Source organism: Jeotgalibaca sp. A127 (genome assembly GCF_052266745.1).
In the GTDB taxonomy this organism is placed as follows: Bacteria; Bacillota; Bacilli; order Lactobacillales; family Aerococcaceae; genus Jeotgalibaca.
Genome location: NZ_JBQPRC010000005.1, coordinates 66,591 through 87,684 on the forward strand (window position 1 = coordinate 66,591; position 21,094 = coordinate 87,684).

The following is a 21,094-nucleotide window of genomic DNA, read 5'->3' on the forward strand; positions in this document are numbered from 1 at the left end:
CATTTCCCAAATTCAAATTCCCATGATAAAATGAAAGCGGACACACAATGCCCAGTGATTAACACAGGGCAATATAAAAGGAGGAATTATAAATGAATAAGAAGTTTATTTTACCAATGCTTATCGCAGGTAGTTTTATTTCTTTAGCGGCCTGTGGTAATTCAGGCGGAGATTCCGACACCGTCACTTTATATGTTTCCGGAGACGTTTCTGAAGGGAGCGCCTATGCGCAAATGGCAGAAAAGTACGAGGAAGAAACCGGCGTTCACGTTGAAGTGACCGACGTCCCTTACGCCGATTTAACAACAAAAATTTCCACTGCTGTCCAATCCGATGACGCGCCGGATGTTGCGCGTGTATCAGGTGTCGTACCTGATTGGGCAGATTACCTGATGGACTTATCTGATGTCGCAGAATCAGCGAAAACGATTGAATCCATCACCATAAAAAATGAAGAGGGCGTTGTCAAAGCGATCCCGACCGATATCACCGCGGTGGGTATGTTCATCAATACTGAACTTTATGACGAAGCCGGTGTTTCCTATCCGACTTCCGAAGATGATATTTGGACTTGGGATGAATTCGTGGCCGGACTAGAAGAAATCATGGACAAAACGGACGCCCGTTTCGGACTTGTGATGGATGCTTCAGACCACCGTCTCCGTGCATTTACTTATCAATTTGGCGGTAAAGATTTCTTCTTGAATGAAGATGAAACTTCTTACATGACTGACGAAGAAACGATTGAAGCAATTGAATATTTCAAGGAACTCAATAACAACGGTATCATGCCGAAATCGGTCTGGACTGCTGGTGAAGATGCTTCCGCAATGTTCAAGAGTGGTCAAATCCCAGCTTACATGTCTGGTAGCTGGCAAATAAAAGACTTCTCGGAAAATATCGATTTCGAATGGAAAGCTGTTTATATGCCTTATGAAGAAGTACGTGCAACCAATATGGGCGGTAACTTCATGGTTGGCTTTGAAAATGGGGCAAACCCAGAAGGGGGCCGCGCCTTTATCGAGTGGCTTTACCAACCAGAAAATTACACGCAACTAGCGACTTATGCGGGATACTTACCTGCACTTGAGGGCGTGAGCGTTGAATATGATAGTGGCCAAGAAGCTTACGATATTTATATCAACGAAATCACAGCAGCCGATGAAGTTTCCGGTAAACAAACATCCGATGGCGTGTCCCGGACGATGCGTGGTTATACAGGACTGACCGGTGCTTACCGTGATTCAGTCGTTCAATATTTGAATGACGAGATTGAGATCGACACAGTGATTGAGAATACCATCGAAGATTATAACAATGGGTATTTAGAAAAATAAACACCCCGGATTAGATCCTGATTTCCGGATCTAATCCGTTTTTTTAAATAAAGGAGGGAAGGGAATTGCTAACAAAATTAAAAAGAAATAAATGGCCGCTCATCTTCACCGGTACCAATATCATCTTATTTATCCTATTCTTTTTACTACCCGCAATTCTCGGGTTTTATTATTCACTAACGGATTATAAAGGCTTCTCAACGCCGAACTTCATCGGCTTTGAAAATTATACGGAATTATTCCAGGACCCAAGTTTCTACCGTGCGCTCTTGCGAACCTTCCGCTATGCCATTACGCTTGTACCACTGATTTATGTCGTTTCCTTGAGCATCGCCTTGCTCCTCAACAGTAAATATGCCAAGGGACGCGGCTTGGGACGGATTGTTATCTTCCTACCCTGGACCATCTCGGGAATCATTGCCGGGGTCATTTGGAAATGGCTCTTTGGGGAACATTTCGGATTTATCAACTATGTTATTTCCGTCATTGGTGGCGAACCGCTTCCGTGGTCGTCCAGTGCAAATGCTGCCTTCTCAGTAATCGTCATGGCTGCTCTATGGGGTGGGACAGCCTTCAACATGCTCCAATTTTCTAATGCGCTAAAAAATATTCCGGCCTCGCTCTATGAGGCAGCCGACATGGATGGGGCAAATAGTCGACAAAAGTTCTGGAACATTACCTTGCCGTCCATCAAGCCGACCTCCTTCATGGTTATCTTGTTGGGATCCATTGGGTCCATGAAAGAATTCGCGCTCGTCCAATCATTGACTGGTGGTGGACCAGGGACGTCGAACGTTTTTATCGTGCAATACATCTACCAAACTGGTTTCGAAAAAAGACGAGTGGGCTATGCGAGTGCCGCATCGATGGTGCTCTTCGCCATCCTGCTATTGCTGGGTCTCGTGCAAATGCGAATAGGGGGGAAGAAACGTGACTAAAAAAACCTACGATATTTCAAAGCTACACGACAGGACCGCGACAATCTTGCTTACAACAGCACTCCTGATTGTTGTTGTGCTATATAGTTTTCCCTTACTCTGGTTTGTGTTAAGTTCCTTCAAACCTGGCTCGGAATTATTCACATATCCATTGAGTATCTTGCCGGAAAACCCGACACTCCAAAACTATAATGCAGCCTGGAATAGTCTGGATTTTTTTCGGTACTTTGGCAACACCATGATTTCTTCTGTTGTAACTACCATCTTGACCGTATTTGCCAGTGCGACCTGTGGCTACGCTTTTGCTAAATACGACCAAAAATGGCTTAATTTCTTTTTCATTTGTATCATCGCAACGACGATGCTGCCAACTGAAGTTATCATGAACCCAGTGTTCATTATTATCCGTGAACTCGGACTGTACGATAGCCTGGCGGGCATCATCATTCCGTCCATCAATACCGCAACCGGCATTTTTATGTTCCGAACCTTTTTCGTATCCGTGCCCGACGACCTCGTTGAATCTGCACGAATCGATGGCGCAACCGATGGGCAAATTTTCGCACGCATCATGTTTCCGATTGCTAAGCCTGTCATCCTGACACTCAGTATTTTTTCATTTCAATGGCGTTGGAATGACTATGTTTGGCCATTGATTGTTTTGAACGATCCCAAAAACTACACGTTGCAAGTTGCCCTCAGAGGCTTGGTCGGCGCCGAGAATATCAACTGGACCATTCTTATCGCCGCATCCGTCGTCTCGATTATTCCGTTGCTACTCGTGTTTATTGTATTCCAACGGTACATTACCGATGCAAATATCACAACCGGATTGAAAGGATAAGAACTCGGCAGTATATGTGTGAGTAGGCACATTTACTGCTGAGTTTTTTTAAAAATCGGAAGAAAAACCCTCAAAAAAGATTCTAGTTCCGACTTCAACCCAAAAGTCGGAACTAGAATCTTCAAAATCAATTTTTATTTCATCATTTCACGCGGAAATGCCGCCAATACTTTTTCCGCAACAAATAATAATACAAGGCTACAGGGGCGCTGAACAAAAACAGAATGCCGATCACCGAAAAGCGCCAGTTCAACAGCCAAATCGCTCCAACACCTACAAGCATCCCTAACGATTGCAACGGGAACACCCACGGCAAAACCAGACTATCCTTCAGTTTCTGCCAAGGTGAACCTGCCAGGGTTCCATAAAATATAAAGAAGTAACTGATAGTCAAAAAAATAATGACCCACAACACCACGAAAACCGGCATCACCACTGGAGCAAACGTCGCTATGACACGGTAATTAACCCAGGAAAAAGCCAGCACCGCATACAATGGGATCATGAACTGGATGCTTTCATTCCAGACCCGGCGGTAAACTTCATAAAAGAATTCATTGACGACAACGTCTTCGTTCTCAGCGAAAGTACCGAAAATCTGGAAGCGGACCACGGCGAAGGGTTTTGGATCGATCACTGGACTTATAACACCGACCTGATCGAAAGTTATCTGGCCCTTTACCCGGACAAGAAACAGGAACTGTTTTTCGAACGGCCTTATAAATACTATCAAAACAAGGCGTTCGTAGAACCGCGCGCGAAGAAGCATATCAAACAAGGCGAGCGGTTCCGTCAGTTTCATGCGGTCCGCCACGGGGAAAATGAAACCAGCCAGTGGGTTCAAACGCCAGATAACCAACCCCTGACGACCACGCTATATGCCAAACTCGTATTGTTGACGGCAGTGAAAGCCGCCACTATCGCGCCATTCGGTTACGGGATTGCGATGGAAGCCGGCAAACCCGGTTGGAACGATTCCCTGAACGGATTGCCGGGATTGTTTGGCGCCAGCACATCGGAACTGTATGAACTGAAACGCCTTATGACCATTATTAACGCGGTGGATGGACCGGTGACTCTGCCGATTGAGGCCACCCGCTTCCTGGACAAGCTCCAGGCGCATTTTGAAACGATGACTACAGATGACCAAGCATTCTGGGACCGGACCACCACATTATTGGAAAATTACCGCGCCGATATTTATCACAGTCTATCCGGTGAATGGTCAACGCTGGCAGCCAAGCCTTTGTTGGCAGCTATCACCAAGCGGGTGGACGAAGCGGTGACAGCGGTCGAAGCCTACAACAGCGACGGGCTCCTGCCGACTTACTTTTACTTTGATAAAGAAGCGGACCATTTTTCAGCCCATGCGGTGACACCGTTCCTGGAGGGCGTCGTCAAAAAGATGAAAGTGACCGCCAATCCGGTTGAAGCACGCCAACTCTATGAAGCCGTGCGAAAGTCGGAAATATTCGACCGCAAACTCAACATGTACAAAACCAGCACACCGCTGACCGACGAACCAATCGAGCTGGGAAGGGCGAGGTTTTTCACCCGCGGCTGGTTGGAAAATGAATCGGTATTCCTGCACATGTCCTATAAGTATTTATTGGAAATTCTGAAGAGCGGCCTGTATGAAGAATTCTATGAAGATAGCCAAACGATGCTGATTCCGAATTTGGATCCAGCCGTATACGGCCGCAGTATTTTGGAAAATTCATCCTTTATCGCCAGCTCCGCCAATCCGGATCCGAGCATCCATGGCAAGGGTTTTGTGGCTCGTTTGAGTGGATCGACCGTTGAATTTCTGGAGATGTGGGTCCGGATGTTCATCGGTGAGACGCCATTCACGTACACCGACCAGCTCGGGTTCCAATTACGACCGGTCCTGCATCAAGGATTATTCCAGGAAGACGGTACGGTCCAATTCAAATTATTCGGGGCCATTGACGTCACGTATGTCAATGAAACCAAACAAAATACGTACGGAAAAGATGGTGTCAGACCGGTCCGATACACACTCACCTACCTGGATGATCACGAAATCGCGATTGAAGACGAGTGGGTGGACGACCAAGGGGCACGCGCAATTCGAAATAAAGAAGTGAAGAGCATCCGCGTGACACTTGCTTGACACGAAGGAACGAGGGAAAGCAATGAAGAAATATATTGGTATCGATATCGGCGGGACGAATATTAAATACGGCCTGTTGGATGAAACGGGCACCATCCTTCACAAATCAAAAAGCAAAACCAGCACCAAGGGCCAAGAAATCATCAGCCGAGTCAAAGAAATCGTGGCAACCTATCAAGAAAACCATGAAATCGTCGCCGTGGGAATCAGTGTGCCCGGTGTTGTTGAGGCGACCGGCTTTATGACGACCGGCGGAGCCATTTTCGATTTTTATGGTATCCATTTGAAAGATATCCTGGAAAAAGAACTGGGCGTTCCGGTGTCGGTTGAAAATGACGCTAACAGTGCTGCCTTGGCCGAAAAATGGCTCGGAGCCGGCAAACAGTACGCGAATTATTTCACGGCTGTGGTCGGGACCGGCATCGGTGGGGCCATCATCATCAACCATGACATTTATCGCGGTGCCCATGCGACAGCGGGGGAATTTGGCTTTATGATCAACAAATTTATCGACGCGGACGATACGCGCTTGGCGTCGCTCAGCTTGACCGGTTCCGTCCAATCCGGTTTGGTCCAACGTTACCAAGACGAAACAGGGACAACTTCCGAATTGGACGGCGAACAGATATTTACCTTGGCCGCAGCGGGTGACACCAATGCCCAAGCGGTCATCGATGCGTTTTATCATCATCTCGCCATCGGGATTTTCAATGTCCTGGTGACCCTGGACCCGGAAGTGGTGTTGGTCGGAGGCGGCATCAGTGCCAACCCAGCCTTTATCCAGGAATTGAATCGCCGCGTCCGGGCTTTGCAGGCTGGACACCGTGATATGGAAAATATGACTTTGGCCGAAATCCGCCCGTGTCATTTCTTGAATGATGCCGGGATTGTCGGGGCAACTTACAAGGCCATGAAAAGCTGCAAGGAGGAGAACGTAGAGAGTGGAAAAAACGAAGTTACGGCACTTATTTGAGCAAATGACCTTCCAGGAAAAAATTGGCCAGCTCGTGCAAGTCAGCCCGCACTTCCTGGATGAAAATCCGGAAGAAGGCACCTTGACCGGTCCGTTACAAAATGTGATTATGGCGGAAGAAGACCGCTTTGTCGTCGGGTCGACGTTGAATACCCAAACCCGGGAACAAGCCGCTGCGATTCAGAAACGCTTTTTGGAAAAGAGTCGTTTGAAAATCCCGTTGTTATTGATGGCGGATGTCATTCACGGCTACCGGACCATTTTCCCGATTCCGCTTGCGCTTGGCGCCAGTTGGAATCCAGCCCTGATTGAGGAAATGGCCGCTTTATCAGCCAAGGAAGCCAGCAGTGAAGGGATTCAGGTCACTTTTTCCCCGATGGTTGACTTGGTGCGTGATCCGCGCTGGGGACGGGTGCTGGAGAGTACCGGTGAAGATCCTTATTTGAATCAGGTTTACGCAGAAGCATTCGTTACGGGCTATCAAGGGACAGATCTGGAAAAGGATCATGAGAAGATTGCGGCCTGTGTCAAACATTTTGTCGGCTACGGCTGGGCTGAAGCTGGACGGGACTACAACCGCGTCGATATGTCGGAAGTGGAACTGCATCAAAATCATTTGCCCGCTTTTCAAGCTGCCATCGAGGCCGGGGCCAAATTGGTGATGACTTCTTTCAACGTCTTCAACGGCACGCCGGTCACGGCCAACAAACCGCTCCTCGAAACGGTTTTGCGGGAACAGCTGGGCTTTGATGGGGTCATCATTTCCGATTGGAATGCAGTCGGCGAACTGATCAATCATGGGGTGGCCGAAGACCATACCCAGGCAGCCCAACTGGCGGTGGCGGCGGGAATCGATATCGACATGACGTCCTACAGTTACATCCATGCCCAGGAAGAACTCGCTCCTTTACAGGAAGCAATTGATGCATCCGTGTGGCGCGTGTTGAATTTGAAGAATGATTTAGGTTTGTTTGAGAATCCTTATCGGGGCCTGACCGAAGAACCGATTGATACCGAAGCTTTGCGGGGTGAAGCCCGTAAGTTGGCCAGCCAAACACTGGTATTGTTGGAGAACCACGACCAAACATTGCCACTCAAAGCGGATACTGCCATCGGCTTGGTGGGGCCATTTTCCCAAAGTCAGGATGTGCTGGGTTCCTGGTCCTTAATGGGTGACCCATCCCAAAGCGTGACTCTGGAAGCGGGAATGAAGCCCTATGCTCGCCAGTTGCAGGTAGCACCGGTCGCGGAAACGACCGCCATCTCAGCATCCGAATGGCAAGCCATCCACAACGTGTTCGCCACCAGTGAAACTTTGGTGGTGGCTCTGGGTGAAGCCAGCCGCGAATCCGGCGAGGGTGCCAGCAAGTCCGACATCACCCTGCATCCGGTCCAAATCGAGTTGTTGAAACAAGCCCACGCCACCGGCAAGAAGGTCGTGACTGTGCTCTTTAACGGCCGGCCGCTGGATTTGCGAGCGGTCAAACAGTATTCCGATGCCGTCCTGGAGGCTTGGTTCCCCGGGACAGAAGCAGGGAATGCCGTGGCGGATGTCTTGTTCGGTGCCGTCAACCCGAGCGGGAAATTGTCCATGTCTTTCCCGTACACGACCGGCCAAATTCCGGTTTATTACAACCAGATCCGTACCGGCCGTCCACTGACCGAGGAAACAAAAGGCTACCAATATGTATCACGCTATTTGGATATCCCGAACGAACCGTTGTATCCTTTCGGGTACGGAAAAAGCTACGCTACATTTGAGTTGCGGGAAATCGAACAGAGTACGACCGAACTCGATCCGGATGGCGAAATCCATTTCAGCGGCCTTATCAAGAACACGAGTAATTACGACGGGACGGAAACCATCCAACTTTATATCCATGATCAAGTCGCGACCGTGTCACGGCCAGTCAAGGAGTTGAAAAAGTTCCAAAAAATCACGGTTCCGGCGCAAAGTGAAGCACCATTCACGTTCACTTTGATCGAAGCTGATTTGCGTTACATCCATCCCGACTTATCAAACCACGCCGACCCCGGTCTGTTTGACGTCTTTATCGGGACGGATAGTCTTGCCGAAAAGGTGGGCACATTCAAGTTACTAGAAGGAGGAAAAGGTTAATGAAGGGTTTCAAGCATGATTTTCTTTGGGGTGGCGCCGTTGCGGCCAACCAAATCGAGGGTGGCTGGAATGAAGGTGGCAAAGGTATTTCAACCGCTGATGTCATCAGCGGCGGCTCCAATACGACGGCCCGGAAAATAACGGACGGTGTGGTGCCCGAGTATCATTACCCAAGCCACGAAGCGGTTGATTTCTACCACCGTTACAAGGAAGACATTGCCTTGTTCGCGGAAATGGGCTTCAAGAGTTTCCGGACCTCCATCGCCTGGAGCCGCATTTTCCCATTGGGGGACGAAACCGAACCGAACGAGGCGGGTTTGCAGTTTTACGATGACCTGTTTGATGAATTGCTGAAATACGGGATTGAACCGGTCGTGACCTTGTCCCATTTTGAAATTCCTTATCATCTTTACAAGCAATACGGCGGTTTCCGCAACAAGCAGCTGATTGATTTCTTTGCCCATTATGCGGAAACGGTGTTCGAACGCTACCGCGACAAGGTGAAGTACTGGATGACGTTCAACGAAATCAACAACCAGGCAGATGGTTACCATCCCCTGCATGTGTTCAACAACTCGGCCATCATTTTCGAAGAGGGCGAAAACAAAGCAGAAGTGGTCTACCAAGCGAGCTTGAATGAACTGATCGCCAGCGCCAAAGCCGTCAAAATCGGCCACCGCATCAATCCCGATTTTCAGATTGGTTGCATGATGGCCTATGTCCCGGTTTATCCGTATTCCTCCAATCCAGATGACATGATGGCAGCCGTAAAGGCCATGGACCGCCGTTTCTTCTACAATGACATCCATGTCCGCGGTGAAATCCCCGGTTACGTTTTGAAAATCTGGGAAAAGGAAGGCTATCAGATTGACTATACGGAAGAGGAGTTGCAAATCCTGCGCGAAGGGACAGTGGACTACATCGGTTTAAGCTATTACATGTCCAATACCGTGACCGCCTTGGAGGATGTCCCGGGCAGACAGGATGGGGCGATTGATGGTTTGAAGTTGACCGACAACCCCTATCTTGAAAAAAGTGACTGGGGCTGGCCGATTGACCCGGTTGGTTTGCGTTATATCCTGAATGTCTTGAGCGAACGCTACAACCTGCCTTTGTTTATTGTGGAAAATGGTTTTGGTGCATACGACACGGTTGAGGCGGATGGCACCATTCAGGCCGACTACCGCATCCATTATTTGCGTGAACACATCAAGCAAATGAAACAGGCCGTTGAAGAAGATGGCGTTGACCTGATCGGCTACACACCTTGGGGCTGCATCGACATCGTCAGTTTTTCCACCGGTGAAATGGAGAAGCGCTATGGATTCATTTACGTCGATAAAGACAACCAAGGCGAAGGGACCCTAGACCGCAAGAAAAAGGCGTCTTTCGATTGGTACAAGGAAGTGATTGCCTCGAACGGGGAAAACTTGTAACGATGATCGACTCGGCAGCAAATTCGCTGCCGAGTTTTTTGGGTTCGCCAAACCCTTTAAATTGCTTTCATCCCTCATTTAATATAAATTTAATCCAATACGATTAACGAAAGGAGCACCCATCTTTATGTCAATTGGCTATGCCTGTTTAAATATCGGGACGCCGGGTACAAACGTCCGCGCCGTCACGATGAAATTCGCCACCCCGGAAAAACTGACCGAGGTAACTGCACACAACCTGGCCTCACTCGAGCGCATGGTTGATTATAACCACGAAAATAATATCAAACTATTCCGGATCAGTTCCGACCTGATTCCATTTGGCTCGAGCCCCGTTAATGAACTCGACTGGCGCGTGATTCATCAAGAGGATTTCCATAGAATCGGTGCCAAAATCAAAAAAAATGGCCTACGCGTTTCCATGCACCCGGGCCAATATACCGTTTTGAACTCCCCAAGTGATGACGTCGTTAACCGCACCATTGCGGATCTGATTTACCACGACCAAGTACTTACCGCGCTTGGAACCGACCGCACCAGTAAAATCATTCTGCACGTGGGAGGGGTATACGGTGATAAGCCAGTTGCGATGGAGCGATTCGCTCTCAATTTCCAGCGCCTGCCGCAATCCGTCAAAGACCGCCTCATCATCGAAAATGACGAACGTTCCTATAATATTGAAGAAGTCCTGGTTCTGGCTAACCGACTGAAAATACCGGCCGTATTCGATAATCTGCATCACGCGATCAACCAACCGCCAACAGAGGCGCCGGACAGCTATTGGATCGCAGAAGTCGCCAAAACCTGGCAGCCCGAAGACGGCAAGCAAAAAATTCATTATTCCCAACAGGACCCGACCAAGCAACCCGGTGCCCATACCCAAACCATCGCGCTTGAAACGTTTCTGGATTTCTACAGCGAATTACCCGATCAAACCATCGATATCATGCTGGAAGTCAAGGATAAAAACCTGTCCGCCGTTAAATGTGTCAACGCCTTGACCGATACACCCCAAATCAAATTTTTGGAAAAAGAGTGGGGTAGATACAAATATGCCATCCTGGAAAAATCGCCAGCTGCTTATCAAGCTATCCGCACGTTATTAAAAGATAAATCAGCTTACCCGGTGCGCGAATTCTATCAGTTAATCGAAACAACGTTAGCTGATTCAAGCGCGAACCCCGGCTACATTGAGAATGCGGCCGAACACGTTTGGGGCTACTTCAAGGACCAAGCGACTCCAGCCGAGCGCAAACAATTTGAACGAAACTTGGCTAAAGGCGCACCCGCACCAATCAAACGCCAGCTGCTCAAGTTGGCAACCAAATACGAAGTCGACTATCTTTTGCAATCATTATACTTATACCTTTAGGAGGCCACACCATGAAATGGGCAATACTGGGAGCAGGCAACATCGCCAATGATTTCGCACGTTCTTTCAAAACTGACAAGGCCGAGCTTTACGCCGTTGCATCCCGTTCCAAAGAAAAAGCAGCCGCATTTGCCGACCAATATAAGATTCCTGTCAGCTACGGCAGCTATGAAGAAATGCTCGCCGACGCTACCATCGACGCCGTCTATATCGCGACACCTCACAGCCACCATTACAAGCAGATCAAGCAATGCCTGAATGCCGGTAAGCACGTCTTTTCCGAAAAAGTCATGGTGACGAGCGGCGTCCAACTCGACGAAGTCATCCAGCTCGCGGCCGACAAGAACCTTTATTTGGCCGAAGCCATGACCATTTTCCATGTCCCGCTTTATCCAAAACTCAAACAGTGGATAGCGGAGCACGACCTTGGCAAACTCAAATACATCCACGCGCCATACGGAGCCTTCAAACCCGAAGACTCCCCGATGTATTTCTACAAACCCGAGCTGGCGGGCGGCGCACTCTTCGACATCGGAACTTACGCGCTCACATTCGCACTCGAGTTCATGACCAGCCAACCTGACGAAATCCTGACTTTCGGCAACCTACACGAAACCGGAGTCGATGAAACCTCCGTCATTCTTTTGAAAAATAAAGAAAAAGAACTGGCAACCATTACCTTATCTTTTGGTACCGACCTCCCACATGTAGGCGTCGTTGCGTTCCAAAAAGGTTACCTGGAAATACCGGGCTACACCCGCGCTAACCAAGCTACTTTTACGGACCTACAAGGAAACAAAACAGTGATTGAGACAACCGATACCGCCCATGCCTTCACTCATGAAATCAATAATTTCACCAATATGGTGCTGGAAAAGGGTGCTAACCCCACTCTCGCCAAAACAAAAAATGTCATGACTATTATGGATACGGTTCGGGCCGAATGGGGACTGGTTTATCCGTTCGATTAAATTATTATGGACCACCTACTCTGAATACTCGTTGGCTGTATAAGGTCAAGTGTGCAGAGAAAGGGGTCCTTCTCTGCGCGCTCCCGATACGAAGCTTTCCGAGCATGCAGACTTTCGCAAATAGTCTGCATACTCGGAATAATATTCATGAATGTATGCAGATTTTACTGTTTTAAGTAATCATGAATCATTCTTTTTGAAAATATTTTGTCGCACCACAAATAAATTTGATGGACGCGTTGTTTTTCTGGTGGAAATAAAGTATCTAATTCTAGAATTGTCCGTTCTAAACTGTTTCGTTTATGTTCAAATATGTTGCATCTTGGGCAAGTTAATCGTAGAAAACTGTATTCAACCATCCGAACCCGACACTCCCCACAAAGTACCCCACCCGCTACATCCTCCACACAGTACTTAGCCAACTGCTGATATGGATTATTCACAACATGGTGATTAGCCAATCGCTGACCCAACCGGACATCACTATCCCGCAAAAATCCGCCCGACCGTATCCGCAATTCGTTTAAATAACCTTGCACCTGATGCGGCAACAACACCGGATCATCCCGCCGCAACCCATACAAACTTACGCCCGTTCCCACAAATACTAATCGTGATTCTACCCGAACCGATACCCGCATCGACCGCAACAATTCTTCCAGCAACATCCGGGATCTCTTTAGCTGCGCCAACGGACAGGCTGATAGACCGACAAAATCCCCATCCATTAAGTCAAACGCCCCCATCCAATTTTTTACTTCAAACAAATAAACCACACCATCACAAATATATAAAGCATCAATCTGGCACAACTTTCCACCAACAACCAACACCAAATCATTCAACCGCACCGCACAATCATCAATCCGGGCACCCAATTCATCAAAGCTGCACTCACCAACCTGGCCCGATTCCGAATTCCGCAGCTGTCGCTCCAGCCTCGGCGAAAACACCATCCGCCCCTGTAGCGCACGCAATACCCGAAGCTCAACCGCCATTTCCCGTTTTTTCATCAACATAGCCATTCCCCCTTTACATATATATAAGCAAAAAACCTCGAAAAGCTTTTTTTAAAATAAAAAAATACCCTCTATAGCCTTAAACTGATCATACTTATATAAGCGCTTGCATTTTGCGGAACTTTCACCTACAATCAGAGGTGATAGAAGTACCATTCAAAGACAACCAAGATACGGAAGTTTGGTTAAATCCCAATACGGTCCCGCCACTGTAATCATATGGAGACATATGGAGTCAGATCTTTATCTTGGATTGCTAATAATGCAACGTTTGCTGTTTCGAGGTAAAACAGTATCGTCCCAGTCTATGTAATGGCGCATAGGCTTTTTTTGTACTCAAAAAACAGCTTCATTTTTAGCAAAATGAAGGACCTCTATCAAAAATTAGTAGATGGGGACTGGACTTCAAAGATGAAGGTGGGTAACCAATGACGGTTATTCAGTTCCTAATTTTTTATAATACAAAAATTAGGAGTGAAGGAAAATGAAAAAATATTTATTTTTATTAGCATCTGGATTTATTTTGGCGGGTTGCCAATCACCACAAACGACCGAAGAATCAATTTCCGAATCAACCATCTCATCAGTTATGGCAGAGACGATTACCGTCACGATGCGCATGTCCATTGATGGTGAAGAAGTTGAGGGTGGCAGCCAAGAAATACAAGTCGAAGAGGGCGCTATTCTCCTGGATGTTATGAAAGAGAATTATGACATCGAAGAAACGGACGGCTTCATTACGTCCATTGACGGACAGGAACAAGATACGGAAGCAGGGAAATATTGGTTATTTGATATAAATGGCGAAATGGCACCAGTGGGCGCAAATGAAACGGAACTCCAAGAGGGAGACGTTGTAGAATGGAAACTAGAAGCGATGTAAGAAAAAAGAGCCAAAAATTTTCGGTTAAGCGATTAGCTTTATTGGCTATCCTGACAGCCCTTTGTTATGTTGGCAGGATTGTCTTTCAATTTATCCCGAATGTCCAACCGATGACGACCATCCTCCTGTTGATAACATTGAATCTCACGATTACGGACGGCTTGATTGTTGCAGCTGCGTCCCTTATTCTGTCCAATATGGTTTTGGGAATGGGTCCTTGGCTTTTTCCACAACTCATCACGTATTTCCTTTTGCTGGGTTTCGCCGGCATCTTTCTCAAACCCCTTTATGGGAAGGGGAAGAAAAATACCCGCTTCATTTTTACTGCCTATTCTTTTTTGAACGGCCTGCTGTTCGGATTCATCATCTCCATTTTTTCTTACAATATGTATGGCATGACCAATTTTTGGGTCTACTATTTAATGGGGATTTCGTTCGACCTCATGCATGCGGCGGGAAATGCTGGTTTCTACTTGATCCTGGAACCGATTCTAGCACCGTTGTTACACCACCAAATGCGAAAAATCCATTGAACCGAGGATGCTCCTCGGTTTTTTCTTGTCTTGACTTTTAGAAAAAATAGAAATAATATGAGGGTGTGTGTTGCGCTTTCATATTGAAATGAGGGGCAAGTATGGAAACAAAGGAAAGAAAAATATTTGAATCCGTTCCGGGAAAACAAGTCACCATTGCGCATATCATTGCCAATCCTGATAAACGTATCTTTGACAAATTGTGATTACAAAATGAGTATTACCAGGCAATTGGTATCATGACCATTACGCCAAGCGAAGTGGCCGTAATTGCCGTGGACATGGCTAAAAAACAAGGGCCGATAAAAATTGGTTTTGTTGATCGCTTCAGTGGCTCAGTTTTTATTTTGGGAGACATTGCCGCTGTTGAAGGAGCAATGATAGAAACAACATCATTTCTTGAGAGGATGATGGGATTTAGTGTACCTAAAATTACGAAAACATAAATCGAACGGGGTCTTTATATGAAAAAGATAATGTATATCGGATCGATTGGGAGCGGAAAAACGACGCTTTGCCAAAGTATTTTAGGCGAAGAGCTGAAATATAACAAGACGCAGGCAGTGGAGTTTTACCCCCAAATGATTGATACGCCAGGCGAATTCGTGCAGCATCGGCGTTTTTATAGTGCCTTACAGATGATGGCAGCCGAATCGGAAATTATCGGCTTGATCTCCAGCGCCATTGAACAGGAAATGATTTTTTCACCAAACTTTGCCCAGAACATGATGCGACCATGTATCGGGATTGTTACCAAGATTGATTTATGCGAGGACGAAAAACAAATACAGGATGCAGAGAAACGACTGCAACTAGCCGGAGTGGAAAAGATTTTTCGTGTTTCTGCCGTAACCGGCGAGGGCATGCCAGCATTAATAGATTATTTAAAAGGAGCAGATGTTCATGCAAATATACACTCGGACCGGTGATAAGGGTTACACGCGCATTGTCGGGGGCATCCAATTAGCTAAAGACGAAGCACGGGTCATTGCCTATGGAACCGTGGATGAATTGAACAGTATCGTTGGAATCATTACCAGTCTGGATGAAACGAAGCCACAACTTAGAGCGGAACTGATGCAAATTCAACAGTATCTGTTCGATTGTGGCAATGATTTGGCAACACCACATGGTAAAAATCCATACAGGGTGACCAAAGATTTAACTTTTTGGCTAGAAAGTAGAATTGATGTATACGCGGATATCCCACCCGTAGTGGAGTCATTTATTTTACCAGGGGGGACAACGCTTGCCAGCACGCTTCATTTTGCACGTACCGTGGCACGCCGGGCGGAAAGAGAAATCGTGACCTTCCAATGGACTAACGATATGAATGAGGAAGTCCTCAAATTTATCAACAGGTTATCGGATTATTTCTTTGCAATTGCGCGGGTTGTTAATGCGGATGCACAGATTAAAGACGTGCTATACGAACGCAGCGGTAAAGTCTTCCATACCGAAATAACTAAAAAAGATTTAAAAGATTAGAAATGAAACCGTTTTATAAAAAACTATTGACAATTATTTCTTTGAATAGTACATTTAGAGGGTAGAGCACAAGGGCGTGCGAATTAAAAATACGAGCAACGAGGCCGTAAGTACACGAGTATCAATGATACTCCCGTTACTTGCGGCCTTTTTTTGCGAGAAAGGAGGGTAATGATGGAGAAAGTCAGATTTGGAACAACTTTATACATGGGTGATAATAGCTTGGAGCATTTAGCGGAATTTGAAAATGAACGACTATTAATTGTTACAGATGGATTTATTGCTTCTTCTCAAATTCTGGAAACCGTATTGAATTATTTTTCATCCACGACAACATTCAAGCTAATTTGGGGGAAATGGAAATGCTCCAGAAGGCAGCCGGTAATATTCCCGTCATTGGCAATGGGGGAATCAAAAATGAATGCCTGTTGGAAAAAATGCTCAACACTGTTCCATTAGCCTCCGTTGCAAGGCCACTCATCTTGAATCCGAATTTTCCATTTGATGGAAAAATGGAAAATGTCCCCGCAGGCCTGCAAAAAAGTATTGATAGTTCACCTGAATGGTATTTCAACGAACCACAGTAAGGCCAGTGCGCCTATACTGCGGTTCGTTTTATTTATTTTTCTTACAGTGTCTGCACATCAATCCCGTTTACCACCAAAAATTTTCAAAAAAAATACTGCCTCCGGATCAAATCATCCAAAAGCAGTATTATCTTTATTTAATCGGGCGTTTCGCCACGATTTCAATTTCGACATCTGCACCAAGCGGCAATTCCAGAACAGCGACGCAAGTCCGGGCCGGGTATGGGGCCTCGAATTGCGTTTTATAAACTTCATTCATCGCCTCAAAATGTTTCATTGAAGTCAGATACACATTCACTTTGACCACATCATCAGGTGTTAGATCCGCTTCAGCCATAACTGCCAACAAATTAGTAAAGCACTGCACAGTCTGAGCCGCAATATCATCACCCAATTCACGAGCATCAATCGCATTCTTGGCCGTTTGACCGGAAAAATAAACATACTCGCCAGCGTCGACCGCATGCGAATAAGGACCCGACGCCATTACACTGTCTGCTGTATAAATTTTTCTAACCATATCTGAAACCTCCTATTAAGTCTTTGATACCATTCATTCTAGCGAAGTACCTCCCTATATACAAATAATCATCGCCGAAAAACCAACCTATTGAATTTATGCTTTTACTTTTGGCAACAAAATCTCTATAATATTTCTTAATATACATTTGAAAGGCAGTGTAATCATGGAAAAATCAATCATCGAACAACTCCCGAAAGTGGAACTACATTGCCACCTTGATGGCTCCGTGCCACTACCAACTTTGCGTAAATTCGCAACCGAGGCAGGCTACCAACCCGGCGAAATCGAAAAGGCCATAGCACCGGATAAATGCCTCAACCTGCAAGACTATCTCGACAGCTTTGACGCAATCCTGCCACTTCTCCAGACTGCCCAAAACCTGGAAGAGGCCACTTACGCAACCATTGAAGCCGTCGCCAACGACAATGTGAAATATATCGAACTACGTTTCGCACCGCGACTGCATACACGAGAAGGGCTGACCCTTCATGAAGTACTGGATGCCGTTATCCGCGGACTCGAAGCCGCAACCGACGTATTCCCGGTCAAAGTCAACCTCCTAATCAGCGCCATGCGCCACCATTCCAACGCGGACAACTTGGCACTTGTCGAGCAAATCAAAACCTACCACAATCCTTACGTCGTCGGTTTCGATTTCGCCGGAGATGAAAAAGAGGGCGCCAACCAGCACATAAAACCAGTCGTGGATGCGGCCAAACAAGCCAATCTTCAAATCACGCTCCATTCCGGTGAGTGTAACTGCCCGCATAACGTCGTGGATGCAATCCACCTCGGTGCAACCCGAATCGGCCACGGCGTCGCAGTCAGAAACGACAAAAAAGCCCGCGACCTTTGCCGCGAGCGTAATATTTTATTGGAGGTGGCTCCAACCAGCAACGTCCAGACCAATGCAATCGCGTCCCTGGATGACCATCCCTTGCGCCTGTTCCTGGACGAAAACGTTCCGTGTTGCGTCAATACCGACAACCGAACCGTCTCAAACACAACCCTCAGCCGCGAATACCAACTCATGGCTGAAAATTGCGCCTTGACCTATGGCGAAATGAAGAAATTAAACGTAGCAGCTATCCGCCACTCATTCGCAAGCGCGGAAGTAAAACAAACGATTCAAAAACAACTTGAAAATTCTTACGCTCCCTATCTGGACTAAGAAAAATCTTGTGCTATAATTATCTTTAGCGTTACCAATGACGCTAAAGAATCCCGGGCGATTAGTATAGCGGGAGTACGCTAGCATGGCATGCTAGTAGCACGAGTTCGATTCTCGTATCGTCCATCCATAAAAAAGGGCCTACTTCATAACGAAGTGGGTCCTTTTTCGCAAAGGTCTTCTCAAATTCAACAACCTTTGCACTCTGAACCAACTATTAACGCAAAGGTTCGTTAATAAACGCCTACCTTTGCCGGCAAAATACAAAATCTACGCAAAGGTCTTCAAAACTTACTCGACCTTTGCGTAATGAACGTATGAATCATTCTTTTTGAAACTAACCCCTCACACCAAAGATACAAATCACGCTGTGGGTAAAGAGAATTACCGAATAAAGTATCCAGCTCAGCTTTAGCCCGCACCAGTCCATCCTTTTTAAGCTCATAAAAATTACACCTGGAACAATACAGTTTAACCAAATCGAAACCCATCATTTTCCCACGACAGTCAGGGCACATCATGCCACTCGAAACGCTCGCCCGAGAATAGGGCACTTCTTTCTGATAAGGATTAACCGCCACATGATATTTTAAAAGCCTCTCCGCCAATCGTCTATCCCACTGGGACCAGCCACCACGCCAACAAATATCCCTATAGTATTCCGGAATCTGATGCACAAACAAAATGGGAGCGTCTCTTTGGATGCCATAAACAACAATTTTGGGATTCATAAAAACAAGCCTGGCCTCAACTTCTAACTCAATCCCCATACTTCGTACCACATTTTCCAAAATCAATTTAGAACGCTTGAGTTGAGCCAATGGGCAGGCAGCCAGTCCAATAAAATCCCCATCCTTTATATCGAAAGAACCTTCCCAATTCTTTATCTCCAAAAGATAAACCTTTCCATCAGAAATAAATAAAGAATCAATCTGGCAAGTCCGTCCACCGCTTACCAAAAGCAAATCATGCAACCGCATCACATATTCATCCATGTCATCAGCCATACCATCATTCAAACATTCTCCCCTATAGCCAATCAACAAAGACTTATAAAGGTGCTCCTGTTCAGACGTAAAAGCCATCCGGCCACGCAGAGCTTCTAACTTCTGTAGCTCAATCGGTTTCTCACGAACTTTCATTAACATATACATTCCCCCTACATATATATAAGCGAAAATTCGCAAAAACAATTTTTTTCCTTCAAAATCATTCTGGCTCTGCACAAAATCCACAACTATACTATAATGATTGTAACCGCATTACAAACAAGGAGTGATTATAATCAAACCCAACTACAAACAAACCAAACAGCCACTTCGCGACAATCCAGGCATCCAAACCGAACTAACCGACGCAACCATCCAAGAACGCAAAACGAAAGTCCTGAACCTTATGAAACAAAACCAGCTCTCGTCACTCATCATCTACGCCGACAAAGAGCACGGCGCCAACTTCGAGTACCTGGTTGGCTTCATCCCACGCTTTGAAGAGGCAATCCAGATCCTGAACGTCGACGGTTCCAGCATTTTAATCTTGGGAAATGAAAACCATAACAAAGCAAAATATGCACGGATTCCGTCTGAAAGCTTCAAATGTTCGATGTTCTCACTTCCCAACCAACCAATGGACAGCGGGGACGAACTGAAAAACATCTTTAGCGAAGCAGCTATCGACACTAGCCAAAAAGTAGGGCTGGTAGGGTGGAAGCTCATCCCGGGAATCGATATACCGAACTTTATCGTGGAAGCCATCAAAACCCGTACCACAAATCTGGTGGACGCAACTGGCTTGATGATTGACCCGGCTTACGGCGCGCGCACGACCAATAACGCCAACGAAATTGCCCACTACGAATATGGGGCTTCACTGGCTTCAGACGGCGTCCTGAACGCCCTGAACAATTTGGAAGTAGGTAAATCCGAAATCGAAATCGGTGCACATCTGCACCAACACGGCCAATATAATACTGTCGTATCCATAGCCGCATTCGGCGAACGTTTTGTGAATGCCAATATTTACCCGACCCACAAAAAACTGGAGCAGGGTGATAAAGTAGCCCTGACAACTGCCTACAAAGGCGGCCTTTCCAGTCGAGCAGGGTATGCCGTCGAAACCAGAGAACAACTCGAACAAGTAGACCCAGGTTATCTGGAAAACGTGGTTTATCCTTATTTCACAGCCTATAACTATTGGCTCCAAAACGTGAAACCAGGCGTTCACGCCGGCGAATTCTACGCCAATTTTGAAGCCCAATACCCACAAAGAACTTATGGATGGGAACTTTGTCCCGGGCACCTGGTGGCCGATGAGGAATGGCTATCATCGCCATTTTTCAAAGGTTCAAACGCTACCGTTGCGTCTGGCATGCTGTTCCAGGTCGATTTTATCCCGAGCCAAAAGCAATACAAACAGGGTGTTTCCGCTGAGAGCACGGTCGCAATCGCCGACACGGAACTCCAAAATGAAATCAAAGCATCTTACCCTGAGCTTTGGACCCGAATCCAAAATCGCAGAGCCTATCTAAAACAGGAACTAAATATCGATTTACCAGACGAGATTCTGCCTTTAGCTAGTACACTGGGCTATATCAGACCCTTCATGCTGAACAAAGATATCAGTCTCTATCTCGAAAACTAACAAAAATCGGAAGAACAAACAACAAAGGCAACTTCTCCTGCCGACTTTTAAAAAAACTCGGCAGTAAATTTACCCATTCTAAAATCTCCTTCCGAGTTTGCAAAGAGTCTCTGCAAAGGGACTCTT

General features: G+C 46.5%; 20 protein-coding genes, 1 tRNA gene, 1 pseudogene and 1 riboswitch. Of the genes and pseudogenes, 18 read left to right on the forward strand and 4 right to left on the reverse strand.

The window, feature by feature from the left end:
- Positions 1-92: 92 nt before the first annotated feature.
- From ACTVAI_RS07025 to ACTVAI_RS07035, 3 genes are all read left to right on the forward strand, one after another.
- Positions 93-1,337 (forward strand): ABC transporter substrate-binding protein, encoded by a 1,245-nt coding sequence (locus ACTVAI_RS07025; protein WP_443486256.1) that lies wholly within the window; start codon positions 93-95, stop codon positions 1,335-1,337.
- 65 nt (positions 1,338-1,402) lie between these two features.
- Complete coding sequence (locus ACTVAI_RS07030) at positions 1,403-2,275, forward strand: carbohydrate ABC transporter permease (protein ID WP_443473200.1); 873 nt, start codon at positions 1,403-1,405, stop codon at positions 2,273-2,275.
- Positions 2,268-3,119, forward strand: coding sequence for a carbohydrate ABC transporter permease (locus ACTVAI_RS07035; protein WP_443486257.1), 852 nt, complete (start codon positions 2,268-2,270; stop codon positions 3,117-3,119). Before ACTVAI_RS07030 ends, ACTVAI_RS07035 begins: the two co-directional genes overlap by 8 nt.
- Positions 3,120-3,261: 142 nt before the next feature.
- Here the strand turns inward: ACTVAI_RS07035 and ACTVAI_RS07040 are convergent, their stop codons facing one another.
- Entirely contained in the window at positions 3,262-3,921 is a 660-nt protein-coding gene (locus tag ACTVAI_RS07040; protein WP_443486258.1) for a hypothetical protein, read from the reverse strand.
- Between the two features lie 330 nt (positions 3,922-4,251).
- On the opposite strand from ACTVAI_RS07040, the gene ACTVAI_RS07045 reads away from it, so the two are divergent.
- The 6 genes from ACTVAI_RS07045 to ACTVAI_RS07070 all read left to right on the forward strand — a co-directional run bounded on the left by ACTVAI_RS07045 (position 4,252) and on the right by ACTVAI_RS07070 (position 12,124).
- Positions 4,252-5,253: a hypothetical protein gene (locus ACTVAI_RS07045; RefSeq protein ID WP_443486259.1), complete on the forward strand. Its 1,002-nt coding sequence runs from the start codon at positions 4,252-4,254 to the stop codon at positions 5,251-5,253.
- Between the two features lie 22 nt (positions 5,254-5,275).
- Positions 5,276-6,226 carry an ROK family protein gene (locus ACTVAI_RS07050; RefSeq protein ID WP_443486260.1) on the forward strand — a complete coding sequence of 317 codons (951 nt, stop codon included), beginning with the start codon at positions 5,276-5,278 and terminating at the stop codon, positions 6,224-6,226.
- Positions 6,195-8,345 carry a glycoside hydrolase family 3 N-terminal domain-containing protein gene (locus tag ACTVAI_RS07055; RefSeq protein ID WP_443486261.1) on the forward strand — a complete coding sequence of 717 codons (2,151 nt, stop codon included), beginning with the start codon at positions 6,195-6,197 and terminating at the stop codon, positions 8,343-8,345. The genes ACTVAI_RS07050 and ACTVAI_RS07055 overlap by 32 nt, the downstream gene beginning before the upstream one ends.
- Entirely contained in the window at positions 8,345-9,781 is a 1,437-nt protein-coding gene (locus tag ACTVAI_RS07060) for a 6-phospho-beta-glucosidase (RefSeq protein ID WP_443486262.1), read from the forward strand. The genes ACTVAI_RS07055 and ACTVAI_RS07060 overlap by 1 nt, the downstream gene beginning before the upstream one ends.
- Positions 9,782-9,908: 127 nt before the next feature.
- Positions 9,909-11,153, forward strand: coding sequence for a UV DNA damage repair endonuclease UvsE (gene uvsE / locus ACTVAI_RS07065; RefSeq protein WP_443486263.1), 1,245 nt, complete (start codon positions 9,909-9,911; stop codon positions 11,151-11,153).
- An 11-nt stretch (positions 11,154-11,164) separates the two neighbouring features.
- Positions 11,165-12,124: a Gfo/Idh/MocA family protein gene (locus ACTVAI_RS07070; protein WP_443486264.1), complete on the forward strand. Its 960-nt coding sequence runs from the start codon at positions 11,165-11,167 to the stop codon at positions 12,122-12,124.
- A 164-nt stretch (positions 12,125-12,288) separates the two neighbouring features.
- Here the strand turns inward: ACTVAI_RS07070 and ACTVAI_RS07075 are convergent, their stop codons facing one another.
- The gene (locus tag ACTVAI_RS07075) at positions 12,289-13,143 is read right to left on the reverse strand and encodes a nuclease-related domain-containing protein (RefSeq protein ID WP_443486265.1); all 855 of its coding nucleotides are present in this window, start codon (positions 13,141-13,143) and stop codon (positions 12,289-12,291) included.
- Positions 13,144-13,291: 148 nt separating this feature from the next.
- Positions 13,292-13,446, forward strand: a riboswitch (adenosylcobalamin (AdoCbl) riboswitch).
- 181 nt (positions 13,447-13,627) lie between these two features.
- Between ACTVAI_RS07075 and ACTVAI_RS07080 the strand changes: the two genes are divergently transcribed.
- The 6 genes and pseudogenes from ACTVAI_RS07080 to ACTVAI_RS07105 all read left to right on the forward strand — a co-directional run bounded on the left by ACTVAI_RS07080 (position 13,628) and on the right by ACTVAI_RS07105 (position 16,506).
- Complete coding sequence (locus tag ACTVAI_RS07080) at positions 13,628-14,026, forward strand: DUF4430 domain-containing protein (RefSeq protein ID WP_443473214.1); 399 nt, start codon at positions 13,628-13,630, stop codon at positions 14,024-14,026.
- Complete coding sequence (locus ACTVAI_RS07085) at positions 14,005-14,559, forward strand: ECF transporter S component (RefSeq protein ID WP_443473215.1); 555 nt, start codon at positions 14,005-14,007, stop codon at positions 14,557-14,559. Before ACTVAI_RS07080 ends, ACTVAI_RS07085 begins: the two co-directional genes overlap by 22 nt.
- Before the next feature lie 101 nt (positions 14,560-14,660).
- Positions 14,661-15,005, forward strand: a pseudogene (locus tag ACTVAI_RS07090) (BMC domain-containing protein).
- 18 nt (positions 15,006-15,023) lie between these two features.
- The gene (locus tag ACTVAI_RS07095; RefSeq protein ID WP_443473217.1) at positions 15,024-15,488 is read left to right on the forward strand and encodes a EutP/PduV family microcompartment system protein; all 465 of its coding nucleotides are present in this window, start codon (positions 15,024-15,026) and stop codon (positions 15,486-15,488) included.
- Positions 15,463-16,047: a cob(I)yrinic acid a,c-diamide adenosyltransferase gene (locus ACTVAI_RS07100; protein WP_443473218.1), complete on the forward strand. Its 585-nt coding sequence runs from the start codon at positions 15,463-15,465 to the stop codon at positions 16,045-16,047. Before ACTVAI_RS07095 ends, ACTVAI_RS07100 begins: the two co-directional genes overlap by 26 nt.
- 174 nt (positions 16,048-16,221) lie before the next feature.
- Positions 16,222-16,506 (forward strand): hypothetical protein, encoded by a 285-nt coding sequence (locus ACTVAI_RS07105; RefSeq protein ID WP_443473219.1) that lies wholly within the window; start codon positions 16,222-16,224, stop codon positions 16,504-16,506.
- 261 nt (positions 16,507-16,767) lie between these two features.
- On the opposite strand, the gene ACTVAI_RS07110 is transcribed toward ACTVAI_RS07105, so the two are convergent.
- Entirely contained in the window at positions 16,768-17,154 is a 387-nt protein-coding gene (locus tag ACTVAI_RS07110) for a RidA family protein (RefSeq protein ID WP_443473220.1), read from the reverse strand.
- 166 nt (positions 17,155-17,320) lie between these two features.
- Between ACTVAI_RS07110 and add the strand changes: the two genes are divergently transcribed.
- Both add and ACTVAI_RS07120 read left to right on the forward strand, forming a co-directional pair.
- Positions 17,321-18,328 carry an adenosine deaminase gene (gene add / locus ACTVAI_RS07115; RefSeq protein WP_443473221.1) on the forward strand — a complete coding sequence of 336 codons (1,008 nt, stop codon included), beginning with the start codon at positions 17,321-17,323 and terminating at the stop codon, positions 18,326-18,328.
- Positions 18,329-18,383: 55 nt separating this feature from the next.
- Positions 18,384-18,454, forward strand: a tRNA-Ala gene (locus tag ACTVAI_RS07120).
- Between the two features lie 158 nt (positions 18,455-18,612).
- On the opposite strand, the gene ACTVAI_RS07125 is transcribed toward ACTVAI_RS07120, so the two are convergent.
- Positions 18,613-19,476: a nuclease-related domain-containing protein gene (locus tag ACTVAI_RS07125; protein WP_443486266.1), complete on the reverse strand. Its 864-nt coding sequence runs from the start codon at positions 19,474-19,476 to the stop codon at positions 18,613-18,615.
- Between the two features lie 136 nt (positions 19,477-19,612).
- Between ACTVAI_RS07125 and ACTVAI_RS07130 the strand changes: the two genes are divergently transcribed.
- Complete coding sequence (locus tag ACTVAI_RS07130; RefSeq protein ID WP_443486298.1) at positions 19,613-20,968, forward strand: M24 family metallopeptidase; 1,356 nt, start codon at positions 19,613-19,615, stop codon at positions 20,966-20,968.
- Positions 20,969-21,094 lie beyond the last annotated feature (126 nt).